The organism is Galbibacter kalidii (assembly GCF_026241135.1).
GTDB lineage: Bacteria > Bacteroidota > Bacteroidia > Flavobacteriales > Flavobacteriaceae > Galbibacter.
In genome coordinates, this window is record NZ_JAPFGA010000012.1 from 1 (window position 1) to 19,072 (window position 19,072).

The 19,072-nt window shown below is 38.9% G+C and carries 15 protein-coding genes; 2 read left to right on the forward strand and 13 right to left on the reverse strand.

Going from position 1 to position 19,072, the window contains the following annotated elements; genetic code table 11:
* Positions 1–194: 194 nt before the first annotated feature.
* Both OOZ15_RS12555 and OOZ15_RS12560 read right to left on the reverse strand, forming a co-directional pair.
* Positions 195–890: a hypothetical protein gene (locus tag OOZ15_RS12555; protein WP_265956766.1), complete on the reverse strand. Its 696-nt coding sequence runs from the start codon at positions 888–890 to the stop codon at positions 195–197.
* Between the two features lie 96 nt (positions 891–986).
* The gene (locus OOZ15_RS12560; RefSeq protein WP_265956767.1) at positions 987–1,193 is read right to left on the reverse strand and encodes a hypothetical protein; all 207 of its coding nucleotides are present in this window, start codon (positions 1,191–1,193) and stop codon (positions 987–989) included.
* A gap of 281 nt (positions 1,194–1,474) precedes the next feature.
* Here OOZ15_RS12560 and pheT point away from each other — a divergent pair, with 281 nt between their 5' ends.
* Both pheT and lpdA read left to right on the forward strand, forming a co-directional pair.
* Complete coding sequence (gene pheT / locus OOZ15_RS12565; RefSeq protein ID WP_265956768.1) at positions 1,475–3,901, forward strand: phenylalanine--tRNA ligase subunit beta; 2,427 nt, start codon at positions 1,475–1,477, stop codon at positions 3,899–3,901.
* Between the two features lie 168 nt (positions 3,902–4,069).
* A complete protein-coding gene (gene lpdA / locus OOZ15_RS12570) occupies positions 4,070–5,461 on the forward strand; it encodes a dihydrolipoyl dehydrogenase (RefSeq protein ID WP_265956769.1) in 1,392 nt (463 codons plus the stop codon).
* A 102-nt stretch (positions 5,462–5,563) separates the two neighbouring features.
* On the opposite strand, the gene OOZ15_RS12575 is transcribed toward lpdA, so the two are convergent.
* From OOZ15_RS12575 to lpxD, 11 genes are all read right to left on the reverse strand, one after another.
* Positions 5,564–6,379 carry a prohibitin family protein gene (locus OOZ15_RS12575; protein WP_265956770.1) on the reverse strand — a complete coding sequence of 272 codons (816 nt, stop codon included), beginning with the start codon at positions 6,377–6,379 and terminating at the stop codon, positions 5,564–5,566.
* A 16-nt stretch (positions 6,380–6,395) separates the two neighbouring features.
* On the reverse strand, positions 6,396–8,450 hold the full coding sequence (locus OOZ15_RS12580; protein WP_265956771.1) for a VWA domain-containing protein: 2,055 nt from the start codon (positions 8,448–8,450) through the stop codon (positions 6,396–6,398).
* 196 nt (positions 8,451–8,646) lie between these two features.
* On the reverse strand, positions 8,647–9,393 hold the full coding sequence (gene fabG / locus OOZ15_RS12585) for a 3-oxoacyl-[acyl-carrier-protein] reductase (protein ID WP_265956772.1): 747 nt from the start codon (positions 9,391–9,393) through the stop codon (positions 8,647–8,649).
* Positions 9,394–9,665: 272 nt separating this feature from the next.
* Positions 9,666–12,629, reverse strand: a complete 2,964-nt coding sequence (locus tag OOZ15_RS12590) for a M16 family metallopeptidase (protein WP_265956773.1) — start codon at positions 12,627–12,629, stop codon at positions 9,666–9,668.
* A gap of 95 nt (positions 12,630–12,724) precedes the next feature.
* Positions 12,725–13,597 carry a succinate--CoA ligase subunit alpha gene (gene sucD / locus OOZ15_RS12595; RefSeq protein WP_265956774.1) on the reverse strand — a complete coding sequence of 291 codons (873 nt, stop codon included), beginning with the start codon at positions 13,595–13,597 and terminating at the stop codon, positions 12,725–12,727.
* 95 nt (positions 13,598–13,692) lie between these two features.
* Positions 13,693–14,112, reverse strand: coding sequence for a nuclear transport factor 2 family protein (locus OOZ15_RS12600; protein ID WP_265956775.1), 420 nt, complete (start codon positions 14,110–14,112; stop codon positions 13,693–13,695).
* A gap of 4 nt (positions 14,113–14,116) precedes the next feature.
* A complete protein-coding gene (locus OOZ15_RS12605) occupies positions 14,117–15,046 on the reverse strand; it encodes a UDP-3-O-(3-hydroxymyristoyl)glucosamine N-acyltransferase (RefSeq protein ID WP_265956776.1) in 930 nt (309 codons plus the stop codon).
* 87 nt (positions 15,047–15,133) lie between these two features.
* On the reverse strand, positions 15,134–15,700 hold the full coding sequence (gene efp, locus OOZ15_RS12610) for an elongation factor P (RefSeq protein ID WP_265956777.1): 567 nt from the start codon (positions 15,698–15,700) through the stop codon (positions 15,134–15,136).
* Between the two features lie 9 nt (positions 15,701–15,709).
* Complete coding sequence (gene lpxA / locus OOZ15_RS12615; RefSeq protein ID WP_265956778.1) at positions 15,710–16,498, reverse strand: acyl-ACP--UDP-N-acetylglucosamine O-acyltransferase; 789 nt, start codon at positions 16,496–16,498, stop codon at positions 15,710–15,712.
* A 4-nt stretch (positions 16,499–16,502) separates the two neighbouring features.
* Positions 16,503–17,915, reverse strand: coding sequence for a bifunctional UDP-3-O-[3-hydroxymyristoyl] N-acetylglucosamine deacetylase/3-hydroxyacyl-ACP dehydratase (locus OOZ15_RS12620; RefSeq protein WP_265956779.1), 1,413 nt, complete (start codon positions 17,913–17,915; stop codon positions 16,503–16,505).
* 122 nt (positions 17,916–18,037) lie between these two features.
* On the reverse strand, positions 18,038–19,057 hold the full coding sequence (lpxD, locus tag OOZ15_RS12625) for a UDP-3-O-(3-hydroxymyristoyl)glucosamine N-acyltransferase (RefSeq protein ID WP_265956780.1): 1,020 nt from the start codon (positions 19,055–19,057) through the stop codon (positions 18,038–18,040).
* Between the last annotated feature and the right edge of the window lie 15 nt (positions 19,058–19,072).

The window sequence follows — 19,072 nt, forward strand, 5'->3', positions numbered from 1 at the left end:
ATATTTGGCCATGAGAGAGGCAACCAAAAAATGGTCCATGCCAGTTAGGAACTGGGGCATTATTTTAAATCAGTTCCTCACAATCTATGAAAAAAGGGTCAGAATCTAATTAAGAATCCAACCCTCGATATTTTTACTTACACACTTTTTGGGATAGTGTCTGTTTTTTCAATTTTGCGTTTTTTGAAGCTTATTTATTCTCCTTCTTCTGGAAGAACAACACTCTCAAGTCTTTCACGCTCCTGCTTTACTCGCTCACGACCTTTTCTGATAGTCCCTTCAAGCTCATCAAGCTTCTCTTCAGCCTTGCTGACTTTACCCTCGCGTACTTGAATTTCTTCTTCAGAATACTCTTTTTCTTCTTTGGCTTTATTAAGATGCTCTTTCGCCTCTTTTACTTTTTGCCTTCCATTTTTAAGCTGAGATTCCTTTTCTGCCAGCATTTTTTCGTGAGAATCCAATCTGTTTTTAGCATCCTCAGCACGAGCCTGTCCAAATTCCCTTCCGGTCATGTCACCTTTGTTTTGTCCAAAGGCATTTGCAGAAGCCTCATCCATTTTCTCTTTGGACTTCTCTTTTGCTTTTTCAGCTTCATCCTTAGCTTTCTCTTTACCTTTTTCTGCCTTGTCCTTAGCTTTTTCCTTGGCCTTTTCAGCTTTGTCTTTAACCTTGTCCTTTTCCTGTTTAGCCATTTCTTTCATCTCTTCGGTTTTAGCTTCAGCATCTTTTTCTGCCTTTTCAGCTTTAACCTGAGCATCTTTTTCTGCTTTTTCAACCTTGGCTTGTGCCTTTTCTTTCATTTCTTCAGATTTTTCCTGAGCCATAACAGACTGGCTTCCTAGGAATAATCCCAAAACGAATACCATTGTAATTAATTTGTATGCTTTCATGTGCTTTAAATTTTAGTTTTTAAATAATCATTTCACTATTGAGATGATATCTTTAATTGAAATAGAAATAAAGGTGAAGTAAAAATTGGCATTACTTTAGATACTATCCAATTCCTTTATTGCTGCTTTAGCATCTTCAGATACTTCTTCAACATTTTCTGCAGATTCGTTTATCGCCGTTTCAACAGAATCAATTGTCTTTACAGCTTTTTCAACTTGTTCTTGCTCTTTTTTGGTGTCTTTACAGCTAACGACAGCTAATAAAATAACTGCTACCATTGCTAAAAAATTGAATTTTTTCATTTTAAAAAATTTATATTCAAAAGTTATTTGTTCATTGTAATATACGTTACAGAACCTATTTTAGATGTTTTATCCCCTTAAAATAACATGGTTTGTTTGAGAACTACCGCCATTCATTTATCTTTGCGCCTTGTAAATTACCTCGGGAGATTCCGATAGCTATCAAGATCAAATCTCACTTAGTGAATAAAGCCTGCTATGGGTGGAATTTGTACATTTGCAGGAAAAACCGCGGGGATTTTTATCAAAAACGAAAACTACAAGATCATAATAAGCAATACATGAAAATATCATACAACTGGCTAAAGCAATTTATTCAACTTGATTGGGAAACAGATAAAACAGCCGAACTTTTAACCGACCTGGGGTTGGAAGTGGAAGGTGTAGAAAATTATGAATCGGTTAAAGGCGGACTCAAAGGTGTTGTGGTTGGTCATGTTCTTGAATGTGTAAAACACCCGAATGCAGATCGGTTGAAACTGACAAAAGTTGATATTGGAGAAGACGAACCTGCTCAGATTATTTGCGGGGCTCCAAATGTGGATCAAGGGCAAAAAGTACCGGTGGCAACCATTGGCACTACCCTATATGATGACAAAGGCGAGACTTGGAAAATCAAAAAAGGGAAAATAAGAGGTGAAACTTCTTTTGGAATGATCTGTGCCGAAGACGAACTCGGATTAGGGGAAAGTCACGACGGAATTATGATCCTCGACGATGCGTTAGTCCCCGGAACGCCTTGTTCTGAAGTTTTTGAGATAGAAACTGATGCCGTTTTTGAAATCGGACTTACGCCCAATCGCGCCGATGCCATGAGTCACCACGGTGTGGCCCGCGACCTCAAAGCCGGATTACTTCAAAAAGATATCAGTCTGGAACTCATCACACCATCAGTAAGTAGTTTTCACGTAGATAACAGAACCCTCCGTATGGAAGTGGATGTTGAAGATAAAGAACTTTGTCCGCGTTACTGCGGAGTGACTATTTCAGGGATAAAAGTGACCGAGTCTCCCGATTGGATAAAAAACAGGTTGAAATCCATCGGTTTGACGCCAAAAAACAATGTTGTCGATATCACCAACTATGTACTTCACGAATTGGGACAGCCGTTACATGCTTTTGATGCGGCCAAGATCAGCGGAAACAAGATCATTGTAAAAACACTGGAAAAAGGAACAAGATTCACTACGCTGGACGATGTTGAAAGGGAATTGCACGAAGATGATCTCATGATCTGTGATGCTGAAAAACCGCTTTGTATTGCCGGCGTTTTTGGCGGGGAAGGTTCCGGAGTCACCGAGTCTACTTCTCAGATTTTCCTTGAAAGTGCCTATTTCAATCCGGTTTCCGTAAGAAAAACAGCCAAGCGACATGCTTTGAATACTGATGCTTCGTTCAGGTTTGAACGCGGAATTGATATTAACAATACAAAATATGCGCTGCTACGTGCCGCCCTCTTGATCAAAGAAATTGCCGGCGGAACTATCTCCAGCGATCCGGAAGATTTTTATCCGAAGAAATTTGAAGACTTCCAAGTGTTCCTGACCTTCGAAAAGATAAATTCGCTTATCGGACAGAACATTTCAACAGATACTATCAAATCCATTTTAAGTTCGTTGGATATCAAGATCAATAATGTTACCGAAACCGGTATTGGACTGACTATTCCTTCTTACCGTGTGGATGTACAGCGGGAAGTGGACGTTATTGAAGAAATCTTACGTGTGTATGGATACAACAATATAGAATTCACACAAAAACTAAATGCTTCTATTGCCTCCGTTTCAAGATTTGAAGACTACAAACTTCAAAATGTCGTAGGAGAGCAACTGGCTGCCATAGGTTTTTATGAGATTTTAGCTAACTCCCTTACCACTCCAAAGTACATGGAATTGTCTGGTAAGCACAAGGAAGAACACAATGTAGAAATGTTAAACCCGTTGAGTAGCGAACTTTCTGTGATGCGCCAATCCATGCTTTTCAGCGGATTGGAAGCTTTGAGCTATAACATCAATCGAAAAAGTAGTAATCTTAAGTTCTTTGAATTCGGAAAAACGTATCACCACTATGAAAGCGGCAGGGTTGAAAATAAACACCTTAGCCTTTTAATTACCGGAGACCAAAATGCCGAAAGCTGGAGAGTCCGCACAGAAGAAAGTGATTTCTTCTATCTGAAAGGTGTTATCGACACCATTTTAGAGCGTTTGGGAATATCAACACCAAAGTCCGAACCAATTGATTCTGATGTTTTTTCTGAAGGGCTCCACTACAAGGTAGGAAAAAGTAAAATTGTTTCTTTTGGATTGATCAGCAAGCGTATTTTAAAGCACTTCGATATTAAACAAGAGGTTTTGTATGCTGATTTTGAATGGGATAAGGTCATTGAATTGGTTGAAAAACAGCAAATCTCCTTTACTCCGATTCCAAAATATCCTGAAGTTAAACGCGACCTCGCCTTGTTGATTGATGACAAAGTAAGTTTTGCAGACATCTACAACATTGCAAAGAACAGTGAGCGCAAGCTGTTGAAAGACATCAATTTGTTTGACGTTTATGAAGGGAAAAACCTTCCGAAAGGGAAAAAATCGTATGCAGTAAGTTTCACCTTATTGGATGAAAACAAAACCCTTACCGACAAACAAATTGATAAGGTGATGAAAAAACTTCAGGGAGGTTTTGAAAGACAATTAGGCGCTACTTTGCGGTAATAATAATCAACGAATTGGGAGTTAACACTATAGGTAGTGTGATAAATTCTTTTGCCAAATAAAAGATTGTGATACATGGTCTGAATCGGCAAAAAAATTTACCCTTTAGAAAGTTATTCCTTAACTTCGTATCCGCAAAAATTTATTGATAAATAAAAAAACTACGATATGAGTAAATATGACGTAATCGTTTTAGGAAGCGGCCCGGGCGGATATGTAACTGCCATCAGAGCGTCACAACTTGGTTTTAAAACTGCTGTTGTTGAAAAAGAAAGTCTTGGCGGTGTATGTTTGAACTGGGGATGTATTCCCACCAAAGCCTTGTTAAAATCGGCTCAGGTTTTTGAATACTTAAAACATGCCGGCGATTACGGCTTAACCGTGAAAGAATATGATAAAGATTTTGATGCCGTTGTAAAAAGAAGTCGTGGTGTTGCTGATGGAATGAGCAAAGGTGTTCAATTCTTGATGAAAAAGAACAAAATTGATGTTATTGAAGGTTTTGGAAAACTAAAACCCGGAAAAAAACTAGATGTAAAGGATAAAGACGGAAAAACAACCGAATACAGTGCCGATCATATTATTATTGCTACCGGTGCACGCTCACGTGAATTGCCAAGTTTACCACAAGACGGTAAAAAGGTGATTGGTTATCGTGAAGCCATGACGCTACCTAAGCAACCTAAAAAAATGATTGTTGTTGGTAGTGGTGCAATCGGAGTAGAATTTGCTTATTTCTATCACTCCATGGGAACCGAAGTTACGGTTGTTGAGTTTTTACCGAATGTAGTTCCTGTAGAAGACGAAGACATCTCTAAGCAATTGGAACGCAGCTTTAAAAAGGCAGGTATCAAAGTGATGACTTCTTCTGAAGTGACTAAAATAGATATTTCAGGTAAAGGAGTTAAAGCTACCGTAAAAACCAAAAAAGGTGAAGAAGTTCTTGAAGCTGATGTTATTCTTTCTGCTGTAGGTATCAAGAGTAATATTGAAAATATCGGATTGGAAGACGTTGGTATTGCAACCGACCGCGATAAAATTTTGGTAAACGATTACTACCAAACCAATATCCCCGGATATTATGCCATAGGAGATGTGGTTCCGGGGCAAGCACTAGCCCACGTAGCCAGTGCCGAAGGTATCCTTTGTATTGAAAAGATAAAAGGAATGCATGTTGAAGCTTTAGACTATGGAAACATCCCCGGATGTACATACTGTACCCCTGAAGTTGCTTCGGTTGGTCTGACTGAAAAAGCAGCTAAGGAAAAAGGATACGACATTAAAGTTGGTAAATTCCCGTTTACTGCCAGCGGTAAGGCAAAAGCTGCCGGTACTCCTGAAGGATTCGTAAAAGTTATCTTTGATGCCAAATACGGAGAATGGCTGGGTTGCCACATGATTGGTGCCGGGGTTACTGATATGATTGCAGAAGCCGTAGTAGCACGTAAACTGGAAACAACCGGGCACGAAGTACTAAAAGCCGTTCACCCACACCCCACCATGAGTGAGGCTGTGATGGAAGCTGTAGCTGCTGCTTATGATGAAGTGATTCATATTTAGTATTGAGATATTAGTATTAAGTACTGAGTACAAAGTATTAAGATAAAAAAACGAGGGCGGTTGCCCTCGTTTTTATTTTGTGTTTAAAATTTATTTATGTCTTTACTGATTCCCCAGAATGATAGGCATTCCTTCATCACCACTTCCGATAACAATCACTTTAGAATTAGGGGACTCCGACAGTTTTACTGTAGCGTCAATACCTTTATCCCTTAATATTTCATCGGATAGTGAGGCGCTTAAGATTTCATTGGCATCTGCTTTACCTTGAGCTTCGATTCGCTGTTTCTGTGCTTCTTTTTCTGCTTTTTCAAGACGGAATTCATATTCCAAAGACTCCTGCTCCTGCCCCAATTTTCTTTCTATTGCATCTTTGATTGTTGGCGGAAGCACAACATCACGCACCAAGACTTCGTTCAATTGCACGTATTGATTACTCAAAAGCTTCCCGGTTTCTGTGTAAATCTCTTCCTGAATAACGTCTCTTTTACTGGAATACAATTGTTCCGGTGTATATCGGCCAACTACACTTCTAGTTGCTGAACGAACAGCTGGTTGCAATACCCTAGTCACATAATCAATCCCTCTTTCCTGATGTAGAAATCCTAACTTTGCATATTCAGGTTGAAACCAAATAGACGCTTCTAACTTAATTTGCAATCCATTTGATGACAATACTTGCATTTCTTCACGTATTTCCTGTTGCCTCACTTCATATACAAAGACCTTATTCCAAGGTGCTACAATGTGAAAACCTTCATTAAGTGGCGGTTTATCTGTCACTACCCCATCACTAAAGGTTTTAAACAAAACCCCGGCTTCTCCGGAAGAAATGGTTATAGTTGATTTTGCCACAAAAATGATCAATGCTATCGCGATTATAATAATAGGTATTCCAATTTTAGGTAATTTGTCCATGTTCACTATTTAATATTTAAATTAATCCGTTGTATTTCCTTATAAACCATTCGGTTGCCAATGCTACAACAATAACGATGAGCAACCATTTCCAATTGACTAAAGGTACAACATTTTCTTTACTTTTTTGAATGGATTGAAACCTAATATCGGCCATTAATTCTTCTTTTAACGCTGATAATCCTGAAGCTAAGGACTCAGGCAGCCCGGAGAAAAACAAAACCCCACCGGTATTTTCTGAAAGTGACCTCAGTCGGTCAATATCTGCATTCAAAAATTGTTTTTCCACATCGTATTCCAAAATCGTAAAACTACCCGACCTCGATAAATTAGCCGACAGCACCCTGACTGTAAAATCATAAGCTGAAGCTCCAAACGAACTTAGATCAACTTCATAATTATTTCCCTTCAACAGCATGGGGATAATTTTTGTTTCTCCTGTTGTTTTGTTTTTAATCACTATTTCAAGCGATGCATTGGGATCAAAAACAAAATTTTTATCAAAATAGGCTGCTGAAATTACTACAGTACTATTTCCATAATAAAACGATTCGTGATTTATGCTAAGTCGCTCGCGCTTTTCCGTTGAAGATAAATATTGTATCAATTTTCCAAAATAAGCATCAAAGTCCTCTGTATTTTTGTCCTCCAAAAAACTAACCGATCGCCATTTCCAAATTCCTTCCCCTGCCAGCAGCGCACTTTTTGTTCCATTATCTTCCATGACTGCCAAAAGTGGAGTCTCTGTGGAAACATTTCCTATTCGCTGATATAAAAGCGTGTGGTATGACATCAAAAAATCAATATCCCCTATACTTTTTGTCAAAGGTGGAAAGTTTTCAAAGTCAATATCATCAACTTGATAAACAGAAAAATTCGGGTTGAAACCCGGCAGGATTTCTTCTTCACTTCTTCCGAATTGTTTTAAATACCCTAACTCCATTTTATTGAGGAAATTCCAGTCAGTATCGACTCCGGAAATCACCCAATAACTACTTTTTTGCTTTAATAGTTCTTGAAAAACATCACTAAACAAGTGATTTGGTTGATACAATATAAATAATTGAAAATCAGTTGATTTTAAATTTCCATCCCTTACATTTTCAATCGTAGCTTTTCTATATTCGTTACTTTCAACAATCTTCTTCAACACACCAATATCCGGATGACGAACATCGGTAACGATAGCTACATCGGTCTTTTGATCGATCACCTCTACGGCAAACAATTTTGAGTTGTTGTCTTTGTTCTTTTCCTGATCCAAAGGCGTAATCTCTGCCCTATAGGTTTGCACTCCAACAGCTTTGGCAGGAAGTTCAATATTGAGCACTTGGGTGTTTTTTTCCGGTGAAAAATTTAATCGTTTCGAATAAACAGTAGCTCTTCCCTGATAGATACTGAACACAGAACTATGCTGCTCCTCCCCTTCATAATTCAGAAAAACCTCAACAGGAAACTCATTTTTCAAATAAGCATATTTATTGACATTGAGTTGTGCTACTTTTAAATCATTGTACTGCGTTGAATCGCCTAAAACAATCGGAAAAACAGGTTTTTTATAATTTCGGGAGCTGTATTGATAATCCGATCCATAGGTTTGATTTCCATCAGTCAATAAAAGCACCGCTCCGTTGTCCTCATTGTCTATGCTTTCGAGTGATTGCAAGGCTTTAGCAATATTGGTTTGGGGTTCAGAAAAATTAAGGTTATCCGCAGCCTTAATATCTCCTCCAAAGGAAAGTGTTTTGATATCAAAGCGATCGTTCAGTTCATCATCGCCTTCAATAGTGCGGATAATATCTTTTACAATACTGTCGTAGCCTAAATATCTAATAGAAGATGAATTATCAGCCAATATGGTAAGTCCGGGTTTTTCAGTATAATAGGTTTTTTTGTTATACTTCGGACTAATTAACAGCAGGAGAATGGTAAAGACGCTTAAAAAGCGAAGAAAAGCCAAGATTCGATACACTACCGACTTCCTCAATTGCTTTCTGTACTGAAAAAAAGCAATAAGAAGCGCTATAACTGCTGCCAAAACAGCATATAAAATCATATGGTTTTCAAGCATTGATCGTTTTCTTTACCTTTTGATGTGAATGATGAAGAGACTGTCTAAAAAGTTATAAAAGCGGAATTTGTCAGGTTGAGCGCAGTCGAAACCTATTGAATTTCAATAGTTATTTAGTTCTCGACTGCGCTCGAACTGACACTAAACAACCTTTTTAGACAGTCTCTTCTATTCCAAAATTACGATATTCCTTTCCTTATGTAAGCATCCCCCCGTCAACGTTCAACACCTGTCCGGTAACATAAGCGGAAAGATCTGAAGCTAGGAAAACACAAGTATTAGCAACATCTTCCGGTGTTCCTCCCCTTTTTAATGGAATAGCATCTCTCCAACCTTGTACTGTTTTCTCATCCAATTTAGCGGTCATTTCAGTTTCGATAAATCCAGGGGCAATCACGTTGCTTCGGATATTTCTCGATCCGAGTTCAAGGGCAACCGACTTAGAAAAACCGATGATCCCCGCCTTGGAAGCTGCATAGTTTGTCTGTCCGGCATTTCCTTTTATCCCCACTACCGAACTCATATTGATAATCGATCCTTTACGTTGTTTCAACATGGTTCGCTGTACTGCTTTGGTCATGTTGAAAACCGATTTCAAATTGACTTCAATAACCTTATCAAAATCTTCTTCAGAGATACGCATTAAAAGGTTGTCTTTGGTAATTCCGGCGTTGTTTATCAGTATATCGATAGCGCCAAATTCCTTTGCTACCTCTCCCACCAATTCCTGAGCTTCCGAAAAGCTGGCTGCATCACTTTTATACGCTTTTGCTTTTACGCCTTTTCCTATAAGTTCTTTTTCCAATTCTTTGGCCGGCCCTTCAGACGAGCTGTATGTAAATGCTACATTAGCTCCTTGTTCAGCAAACACCAAAGCGATACCTTTCCCTATTCCTCGACTCGCTCCGGTGATGATGGCGGTCTTACCTTCTAAAAGTTTCATGTATTTATGTTTATTGTTTTTTCAATGGTTACATGCCTGTCTGCCGACAAGGCAGGGAACATCCTAAATAATTATTCTTCTGTGTGTTTAAAAATTAATCAATGGATGTTTCATCTATTATAATTTGAATTTAGTCATTAGAAGTGATTTAAACTTTTCTCGATTAGTTAAATCACTTCGTAAACCAAATATAGCAAATCCAAGATTTAACCAACAAAAAACCCCACTAAAATAGCAGGGTTTTATATGAACTCATTCAAACTTTTTTCAAGTTATGGTTTCAATGGTTTCGGTTTTTCATAATTAAACAGATAATCGAGGTCGATTTCTTCTACTTCACCCAGCTTCTTTAGAGCTTCCATATCAACGTCATTTTTGTTTCCAACAACCATCACGTCATAGGTTTCTCCTTTGATGTTTTCGTTGAAGAAGGTTTGAAGATCTTCAAAAGTCATTTTTTTGATCTCATCATACATCGCCTGTCTATTGTCTTCTGTAAGTCCTCTTTTCTTTAAACTTTCGTATTGCCAGAAGATACGTTGTCTGTTAATCCGGTCAGCAGCCAATTTCTTTAAGGTAGATTCTTTTGCCGCTTCAAACTGTTCTTGAGCTTCCGGCATATTAGTCATCAGTTCCATCATCGCTTCAACCGCCTGAGGCATTTTATTGGCCTGGGTACCGATATAGGCATAAGTATAATTTGGTTTTCTTTCTTCTGACGCATTACTGTATGCTGCAAAAGCAGAATAGGCCAAGGACTTTGACTCTCTGATTTCTTGGAATACTATGGATGAAAGTCCACTCCCGAAATAAGTATTAAATAAAGAAGATGCTGCCATTTTTTTAGGATCGAAGGTTTCTCCTTTGGCCAGAAATAACATCTCTGACTGCACCATGTCGTAATCGACAAAATAAACGTGTCCGCCGGTTTCTTTTTCAAGATACACTTTGTTTTCCGGGTATTCTACTAATTCTTCCTGAATATTATGTTTTTCATCAAGTGCTGCAACAGCGCCTTCCAGATCATTTCCGTAATAGAAAATGCGCTGTTTATAATTCTTCAGGTCCTTGAAGATATCCACCAATTCCTGTGGATCGATTGCCTTGAGCTCTTCAATGGTAAAGATATCCCTAAGCCTTGAATTTTCACCATATTGTCCATAGCTCATCAATCCACTCCAAAGAATCCTGGACTTACTGGCTTTAGTGTCTTCTCTTCTTTTTCCAATGTTTTGCACGTATTTATCATAAGTTTCCTGATCGGCTACGGCATTGCTCCACAAATGTTCAAGAAGTGCTAAGCCTTTGTCCAAGTTCTCACTCAATCCACTAACATAAACATAAGAACGATCATTACCAGTTCTCACTCCGTAATTCACTCCAAGTTTGTAAAATTCTTTTTTAAGCTCATCCGGTGCATATTTATCGGTTCCCATATATTCCATATACCCAATGGCGTGTTCCAATTTCTTGTCGTTGTCTTTTCCCATATCAAAAATGATATTGAGTTCTGCCAAATCATTGATCTCATTTTCAATATATGACACTTCAAGACCGGCATTTGTTTTTGTTTCTTTAATCGCCTCCTCATAATCAATATGCTGCGGTTTGAGATTCGGGATTTCAATTTCGTTAAAGGCCTGTATAAATTCCGATTGTTTATCCCTGTTCAATTGAATGGGTGTAATCTTCGGATTCTCTACTTTTACCAAATTTTTGGCCTCTCCTTGTCTTTTATACACAACAGCGTAGTTGTCTTTATAAAACTCATTAGCATAGTTTACAAGCTCCTGTTTGCTTATTTTTCGCAACTCATCAAGTTTTTTTACTTCCTCACCCCAATCCTGAAAATGCACAAAAGCATTTACATAAGCATAGGCCACAGCAGAAGCATTTTCGTATTGCCTTATCTGGGACAATTTAAGGTCATTGATCACCGCATCAAGCATCCATTCATCAAACTCTCCTTTTTTTACCTTCTCTATCTGTCCCAACAACAACTCTTTCACTTCTTCCAAAGACTGATCTGATTTAGGGTATCCGTAGAACCTGTGATATCCGTAGTCGTTTTGAAATGTAGGAGAACAGCCAGCACGTTGCAACTTTTGCTGCTGATTCAAATTCAAATCTATCAATCCGGCCTCACTGTTGTTCAGGATCATATCGATTAAAGTGATATACTTCTCACCTTCCGTTCCTATCCCCGGGGTTCTGTATGCCAAGCTAACGCGAGCGGCTTCGGGTCCAAAGACTTCATTTTCAACCGGAGCCGTAATAGAATCTTCCTTCGGTCTTTCAGGGTAAGTAACTTCCTTAGGTTTGAAATCCCCAAAAGCATCGTTTACTTTCTTGATCGTTTCATCAAATTCAAGGTCACCAACAAGGACCACTGCCATATTGTTGGGCACATAATATGTATTGAAATAATCGTGAATGGCTTCCATGGAAGGGTTTTTAAGATGTTCTGAAACCCCTATCGTTGGCTGTTGTCCGTATGGATGCTTTGGAAACAGGAGTCTAAACAACTCGTAATATTCTTTTCTGCTATCACTATCCTGTGCTCTGTTAAATTCCTCGTAAACCGCTTCCAGTTCCGTATGGAACAATCGCAGCACAAGTTGACTGAAACGCTCACTTTCCAGTCTCAACCATTTATCCAAGCCATTGGAAGGTATTTTGTTGACATAAACAGTTTCTTCGTTCCAAGTCCACGCGTTGGTACCTTCAGCTCCCAAAGAACTCACCATTTTATCATATTCATTAGCAATCGATATTTTTGATGCTTCTTGGGAAACACTGTCTATTTTTCTGTAGATAGCTCTTTTCTTAACAGAGTCTGTTTCTTTTTTGTGTGCTTCATACAAGTCTGATATTTCTTGCAACAACACTTTTTCCTTTTCCCAATCCTGCGTTCCTATTTCATCGGTCCCTTTAAAAACCATATGTTCTAAATAGTGCGCCAAGCCTGTATTGTCTGCCGGATCGTAAACCGAACCTGCACGAACAGGAATAAACGTCTGAATCTTCGGCTCATCCGTATTTCTACTCAGGTATACTTTTAGTCCGTTGTCTAATGTGTACAAACGCAATCCGGTTGGATCGTTTGTTACGGTTTCATACGTAAACCCATTTGGGTCGGTATGTGTTTCTGTGGTTACCGTGGAATCATTTCCTTTTTTACAAGCCGAAACGACGAGTAATAACAGAAGGAAATAGGTAAGTTTAGTGTATTTCATCGTTATTAATATTAATTATTATTCATAAAAAAATCCATCCCCTGAATACTCAAGAGATGGATAAATATATCGATAATAATTTATAATTCTGTTATCTAAGCGACAACTTCTGCTACTTTCTTACCTATTTCAGCAGGAGAATCCACTACGTGAATCCCACATTCGCCCATGATACGTTTTTTAGCTTCCGCTGTATCTTCAGTCCCGCCAACAATGGCTCCGGCGTGTCCCATCGTTCTTCCTTTTGGTGCTGTTTCTCCTGCAATAAAACCGACAACAGGTTTTTTATTTCCGTTTTCTTTTACCCAATGGGCAGCATCAGCTTCCAATTGTCCGCCGATCTCACCGATCATAACAATACATTCGGTTTCAGGATCGTTCATCAACAATTCTACAGCTTCTTTTGTTGTTGTCCCGATAATCGGGTCTCCACCAATACCGATCGCTGTTGTGATTCCAAGACCTTGTTTTACCACTTGGTCGGCCGCTTCATAAGTCAAGGTTCCTGATTTTGATACAATCCCTACCTTTCCTTTTTTGAAAACAAATCCGGGCATGATCCCCACTTTTGCTTCCCCCGGAGTGATCACTCCGGGACAGTTAGGACCGATCAAACGACAATCTTTATCTTTTATATAATCTGCTGCTTTGATCATATCTGCAACAGGAATACCTTCTGTAATAGTAATGATAACTTTAATACCCGCATCGGCAGCTTCCATAATAGCATCAGCAGCAAAAGCCGGCGGAACAAAAATAATAGACACATCTGCCCCTGCCTTCTCTACAGCTTCTTTTACGGTGTTAAAAACAGGTTTTTCCAAATGCTCTTGTCCTCCTTTACCCGGAGTCACACCACCAACTACATTGGTTCCGTATTCTATCATTTGTTGTGCGTGAAAAGTACCTTCACTACCTGTAAATCCTTGCACTATTATTTTCGAATCTTTATTTACTAATACACTCATTAGGGTTGTTTTTTATTTTAAAGCTATGCAAAAATAGTTTTTTGGGGATGAAAAGAGAAATCTCCTCAAAAAAATAATTAATTATTTTACTTCTGTTATTTTTTCTTATTTATCGGGATAAAAGATTTTAGATTAACAGGGTTCTCATCTGCCAATTGACTGATCTCATATCCTCTGAACATTTTCTTGTCCTTAAACTCCCAAATTGTTATAAAATGTGCCAATGGCTGTTCCTCTTCAGGATTTTCTATCGCTTTTACGTGATAGGTGTAACGCACCGTTACAAAATTGCCTTCTTTTATTATATGGCTCACTTCTGTTCTGATGGAGTGATAGGCTTCCGACATGTTTTTGGCAAGCTCAATGAGTTGTTTCTTGTTCAACTTTGTAAATCCCTTACTACTGTTCCAGAAAAGTTCGCAATCATCATGCAAATAAACATGCATCAATATATGTATCTCTGCGGTTTCTAATTCATAAAAATTTTTTACAATCTTTTTGATCGATTGAGCCATATTGTTATCCTAATTTTTTGATAATTGATGGTATCTGCCGTATAGAAGCTAATTCTTTGAATTTCTTATTAGCCTCTTCTGCCGGAGAACCAAAATAGCTTTTATGAGGTTCCAGCGATTTCCCTACACCTGATTGCGCATACAAAACAGCTTTTGTTCCTATACGAATCGCACTGGCAATCCCTACCTGTCCCCAAATGGTAACTTCATCTTCAATAATAACACAACCGGCAATTCCAACTTGTGAAGCGATCAAACATTTTTTACCGATTATCGTATCGTGACCTACATGTACATTATTATCCAGCTTAGAACCTTCGCCAATTGTGGTGTCTCCCGTAACACCTTTATCAATAGTACAAAGCGCTCCCAAATCCACATGATCTTCTATGACCACCCGACCTCCTGAGAGGAGTTTGTCAAAACCTTCCGGTCTGTTTTTGTAATAAAAAGCATCAGCTCCAAGTACAACCCCCGCATGGATGGTCACATGATCACCAATAACACAACCATCATAGATACTCACATTGGCGTGGATCAGGCAATTCTTACCGATAACCACATCATTACCAATAAATGCACCAGGTTGAATAACCGTACCCTCTCCTATTTTTGCTGAAGGCGCTATAGCTGCCTCTGCTTTTTGAAAAGGTTTAAAAAAATTGGTAAGTGTATTAAAATCCCTAAAAGGATCGTCGGAGACCAACAAAGCCTTTCCTTTAGGGCATTCCACTTTTTTGTTGATCAAAACTATGGTTGCCGCAGATTGCAAAGCTTTATCGTAATACTTAGGATGATCCACAAAAACAATATCTCCCGGTTCCACAACATGTATTTCGTTCATTCCGTAAACAGGAAAATCTTCATCACCTACAAAATCGCAACTCAATATGGTTGCTATTTGCTTTAAGGTATGTTTTTGAGGAAACTTCATCTATTTAGTTGTAAGGTTGTAAGGTTGTAAGTAATCAAAGTCACTCTTCTTAATACTTCGTACTCAATACTTGATACTTCGTACTATTTATTCCTTAGCGCGTTCCATATATGCGCCTTTCTCAGTATCGATCTTTATTTTGTCACCTTCATTGATAAACAAAGGAACATTGATGGTCGCTCCGGTTTCAACAGTAGCCGGTTTGGTTGCATTGGTTGCTGTATTTCCTTTTACACCCGGTTCTGTATGTGTGACTTCCAAAATCACATGTGCCGGAAGGTCTACAGAAAGCGGCATACTGTCTTCTGTATTAAACAAAATCGTAACCACTTCTCCTTCTTTCAATAAATCCGGCGAGTCCAAAGTCTCTTTCTGAAGTGCGATTTGATTGTAGTCATCCGTATTCATAAAGTGATAAGTATCCCCTTCAGCATACAAAAACTGATATGATCGGGTTTCTACGCGAACATCTTCAATTTTGTGTCCGGCTGAAAAAGTATTATCCAACACTTTTCCAGTGGTTACGCTTTTTAGTTTTGTTCTTACAAAAGCAGGTCCTTTTCCGGGTTTTACATGTAAAAACTCAATAATTTTATATATATCGTTGTTGTAACGAATGCATAATCCTTTTCTAATATCTGATGTAGATGCCATATTGTATTTTTAACTGTTTGAACTAAAATATCCTTTCATAATCCCGCGCTGAGAGTCTTTGATAAACTGAAGGATTTCATCGCGCTCCGGAGTCGCTTCCATTTCAGCTTCTATAATTTCTACAGCTTGAGAGTTGTTGTAATTTTTCTGATATAGGATACGATAAATATCTTGTATTTCCCTGATTTTATCGGTGGAATACCCTCTACGTCGCAGACCAACGGAATTAATCCCAACATAGGACAAAGGTTCCCTTGCCGCCTTGGCATATGGTGGCACGTCTTTACGCACCAATGAACCTCCTGTCACAAAAGCATGGTTTCCTATGGAACAGAATTGATGTACGGCGGTCATTCCGGCCAACACCACATGATCTCCTACCGTTATATGTCCGGCCAGGGTACTGTTATTGGAAAAAATACAGTGATCGCCTACAATACAATCGTGTGCGATATGACTATAGGCCATAATCCAACAATTCTTTCCGATAACAGTTTTCATCCTGTCCTTGGTCCCTCTGTTGATGGTCACACACTCACGGATAGTTGTATTATCACCTATCTCAGCCGTAGTATCTTCATCGTTGAACTTCAAATCCTGAGGAATGGCAGAAATCACTGCTCCTGGAAAAATATTACAATTCTTCCCTATCCGGGCTCCTTCCATGATAGTCACATTACTTCCTATCCAGGTGCCCTCACCTATTACTACATTATTATTGATCGTTGCGAAAGGTTCTATCACAACATTCTTTGCGATTTTTGCACCGGGATGCACATATGCTAGTGGCTGATTCATTCTCTTAAGATTCTTTTTCTTTTACTTTAACAATTTGAGCCATTAGCTCTGCTTCTGTGGCCAGTTTTCCGTTGGTATAGGCATAGGCCTGCATGTGGCATATCCCTCTTCGTATAGGAGATATCAACTCCATTTTAAAAATAAGAGTGTCGCCCGGTTGTACCTGTTGTTTAAACTTCACATTGTCTATCTTCATGAAGTAGGTCAGGTAATTTTCCGGATCCGGCACAGTATTCAAAACTAAAATACCTCCTGTTTGTGCCATAGCTTCAACTTGTAAAACCCCCGGCATAACAGGTGCTCCTGGAAAGTGTCCCACAAAGAATGGCTCGTTCATCGTAACATTCTTCACCCCTACCACATGACGGTCTGAAAGTTCTAATATTTTATCAACCAACAAGAAAGGAGGCCTGTGTGGCAACATTTTCATGATTTGGGTGATATCCATCAATGGCGGTTGGTTCAAATCGAACTTTGGAACTTTATTTCGTTTTTCGATCTTGATGATCTTCGATAATTTTTTGGCAAACTGAGTGTTTACAAAATGTCCGGGTTTATTGGCGATAACCTTTCCGCGAATGCGTGTTCCCACCAAAGCTAAATCACCTATGACATCGAGTAGTTTATGCCGTGCCGCTTCATTAGGGTGGTGCAATGTAAGATTATCCAAAATCCCATTTGGTTTTACCGAGATAGAGTCTTTTTTAAAGGCCACCTTCAATTTTTCCATGGTATCCTGAGATAATTCCTTATCCACATACACTATGGCGTTGTTCAGATCCCCTCCTTTTATCAGACCGTGTTCCAGTAAAGTTTCAATTTCATGCAAGAAACTAAACGTACGGGAATCGGCTATTTCGGTTTCAAAATCGGACAAATGTTTTAAGGTCGCATTTTGAGTTCCCAACACTTTAGTCCCAAAATCTACCATAGCTGTCACTTGATATTCTTCTGAAGGAATCACAGTAATCTCACTACCGGTTTCTTCATCAGTATAAGAAATAACATCCTTAACGACAAACTCTTCCCTTTCACCCTCTTGTTCTACTAGACCGGCTTTTTTCAGGGATTCAACAAAATATTTGGAAGAACCGTCCATAATAGGGGGTTCCGGCGCGTCGAGTTCGATCAAGATATTATCGATCTCCAAACCAACCAAAGCAGCCAATACATGCTCTGAGGTTTGAATTTTAACTCCATTTTTTTCCAAGTTGGTCCCTCTTTGTGTGTTTACCACATAATTGGCATCTGCCTCGATAACAGGATGCCCCTCAAGGTCTACTCGTTTAAATGCGTAGCCATAATTTTCCACTGCCGGCTTAAAAGTCATGGTGACTTCCATTCCGGTGTGTAAGCCGACACCTTTAAGCGACACTTCTTTTGCTATGGTACGTTGTTTTTTAACCTGATTATTCATTACTTATATCTTCTTTTTCTCACTAAGTGAGATTTAATCCCGATAACTATCGGGAGATCCAACGCATGCGTCGAAATCTTTTTTTTAAGTTTTACACTTAACGCCTCACCTTCCGAGGTGATTTATTTCTTATTTTTTTCCAACTGATCGATCTTATCTACCAGCTTAGGTAAATTTTTAAAATGAACATATGACTTGTTGTAGTCGCCATAATTTAGGGCGGGAGAACCTTGAAGTATTTCGTCGTCTTTGACGTTTCTTCCAATACCGGATTGTGCTTGAATGCGCACCCGATCTCCTATCGTAATATGACCAACAATTCCTACTTGTCCTCCTATCATACAATTTTTACCAATCTTAGTAGAACCCGCAATTCCTGTTTGAGCGGCAATAACAGTATTTTCTCCTATCTCTACATTGTGTGCAATCTGAATCTGATTGTCTAGTTTAACTCCTTTTTTAATGACGGTAGAGCCCAAAGTCGCACGATCTATGGTAGTTCCTGCTCCCACATCTACATCATCTTCCAAAATCACATTACCAGTTTGTGGCACTTTTTGGAATTCGCCATTCTCATCAGGGGAAAATCCGAAACCATCTGCTCCTATAATTGATCCGCTGTGGATCACACAATTATTTCCCACGATCGATTCTGAATAGATCTTCGCTCCGGAAAAAACGACCACATTGTCTGCGATCTTTACATTATCCCCTATATAAACGTTAGGGTAAATTTTTACATTATTCCCTATAATCACATTATCACCCACATAAGTAAAGGCACCCATATAGATGTCGTCACCATAGCTGGCGGACTCCGATAGGTAAACCGGTTGTTCAATACCCGTTTTGTTGAATCTTACCTGATTGTAATATTCTAACAACTTAGAAAATGATTTGTAGGCGTCATCCACTTTTATAAGGGTTGTACTTACTTCGTTATCCAGATCAAAAGATTTATTGACAATGGTTATCGATGCTTTCGTTGTGTAGATATGAGGCTTGTATTTAGGGTTTGCTAAAAACGTTAGAGAACCTGTTGTCCCCTCCTCTATTTTAGAAAGCTTGGAAACTTCAACCTCGGGATTCCCCACGATTTCGCCTTCTAAAATTCCTGCTATTTGAGTTGCTGTAAATTTCATTTCCCCGCAAAAGTA

Coding starts and splice junctions, on each gene's coding strand:
- OOZ15_RS12555 (WP_265956766.1), bottom strand. CDS start 890: ATGAAAGCATACAAATTAATTACAATGGTATTCGTTTTGGGATTATTC.
- OOZ15_RS12560 (WP_265956767.1), bottom strand. CDS start 1,193: ATGAAAAAATTCAATTTTTTAGCAATGGTAGCAGTTATTTTATTAGCT.
- pheT (WP_265956768.1), top strand. CDS start 1,475: ATGAAAATATCATACAACTGGCTAAAGCAATTTATTCAACTTGATTGG.
- lpdA (WP_265956769.1), top strand. CDS start 4,070: ATGAGTAAATATGACGTAATCGTTTTAGGAAGCGGCCCGGGCGGATAT.
- OOZ15_RS12575 (WP_265956770.1), bottom strand. CDS start 6,379: ATGGACAAATTACCTAAAATTGGAATACCTATTATTATAATCGCGATA.
- OOZ15_RS12580 (WP_265956771.1), bottom strand. CDS start 8,450: ATGCTTGAAAACCATATGATTTTATATGCTGTTTTGGCAGCAGTTATA.
- fabG (WP_265956772.1), bottom strand. CDS start 9,393: ATGAAACTTTTAGAAGGTAAGACCGCCATCATCACCGGAGCGAGTCGA.
- OOZ15_RS12590 (WP_265956773.1), bottom strand. CDS start 12,629: ATGAAATACACTAAACTTACCTATTTCCTTCTGTTATTACTCGTCGTT.
- sucD (WP_265956774.1), bottom strand. CDS start 13,597: ATGAGTGTATTAGTAAATAAAGATTCGAAAATAATAGTGCAAGGATTT.
- OOZ15_RS12600 (WP_265956775.1), bottom strand. CDS start 14,112: ATGGCTCAATCGATCAAAAAGATTGTAAAAAATTTTTATGAATTAGAA.
- OOZ15_RS12605 (WP_265956776.1), bottom strand. CDS start 15,046: ATGAAGTTTCCTCAAAAACATACCTTAAAGCAAATAGCAACCATATTG.
- efp (WP_265956777.1), bottom strand. CDS start 15,700: ATGGCATCTACATCAGATATTAGAAAAGGATTATGCATTCGTTACAAC.
- lpxA (WP_265956778.1), bottom strand. CDS start 16,498: ATGAATCAGCCACTAGCATATGTGCATCCCGGTGCAAAAATCGCAAAG.
- OOZ15_RS12620 (WP_265956779.1), bottom strand. CDS start 17,915: ATGAATAATCAGGTTAAAAAACAACGTACCATAGCAAAAGAAGTGTCG.
- lpxD (WP_265956780.1), bottom strand. CDS start 19,057: ATGAAATTTACAGCAACTCAAATAGCAGGAATTTTAGAAGGCGAAATC.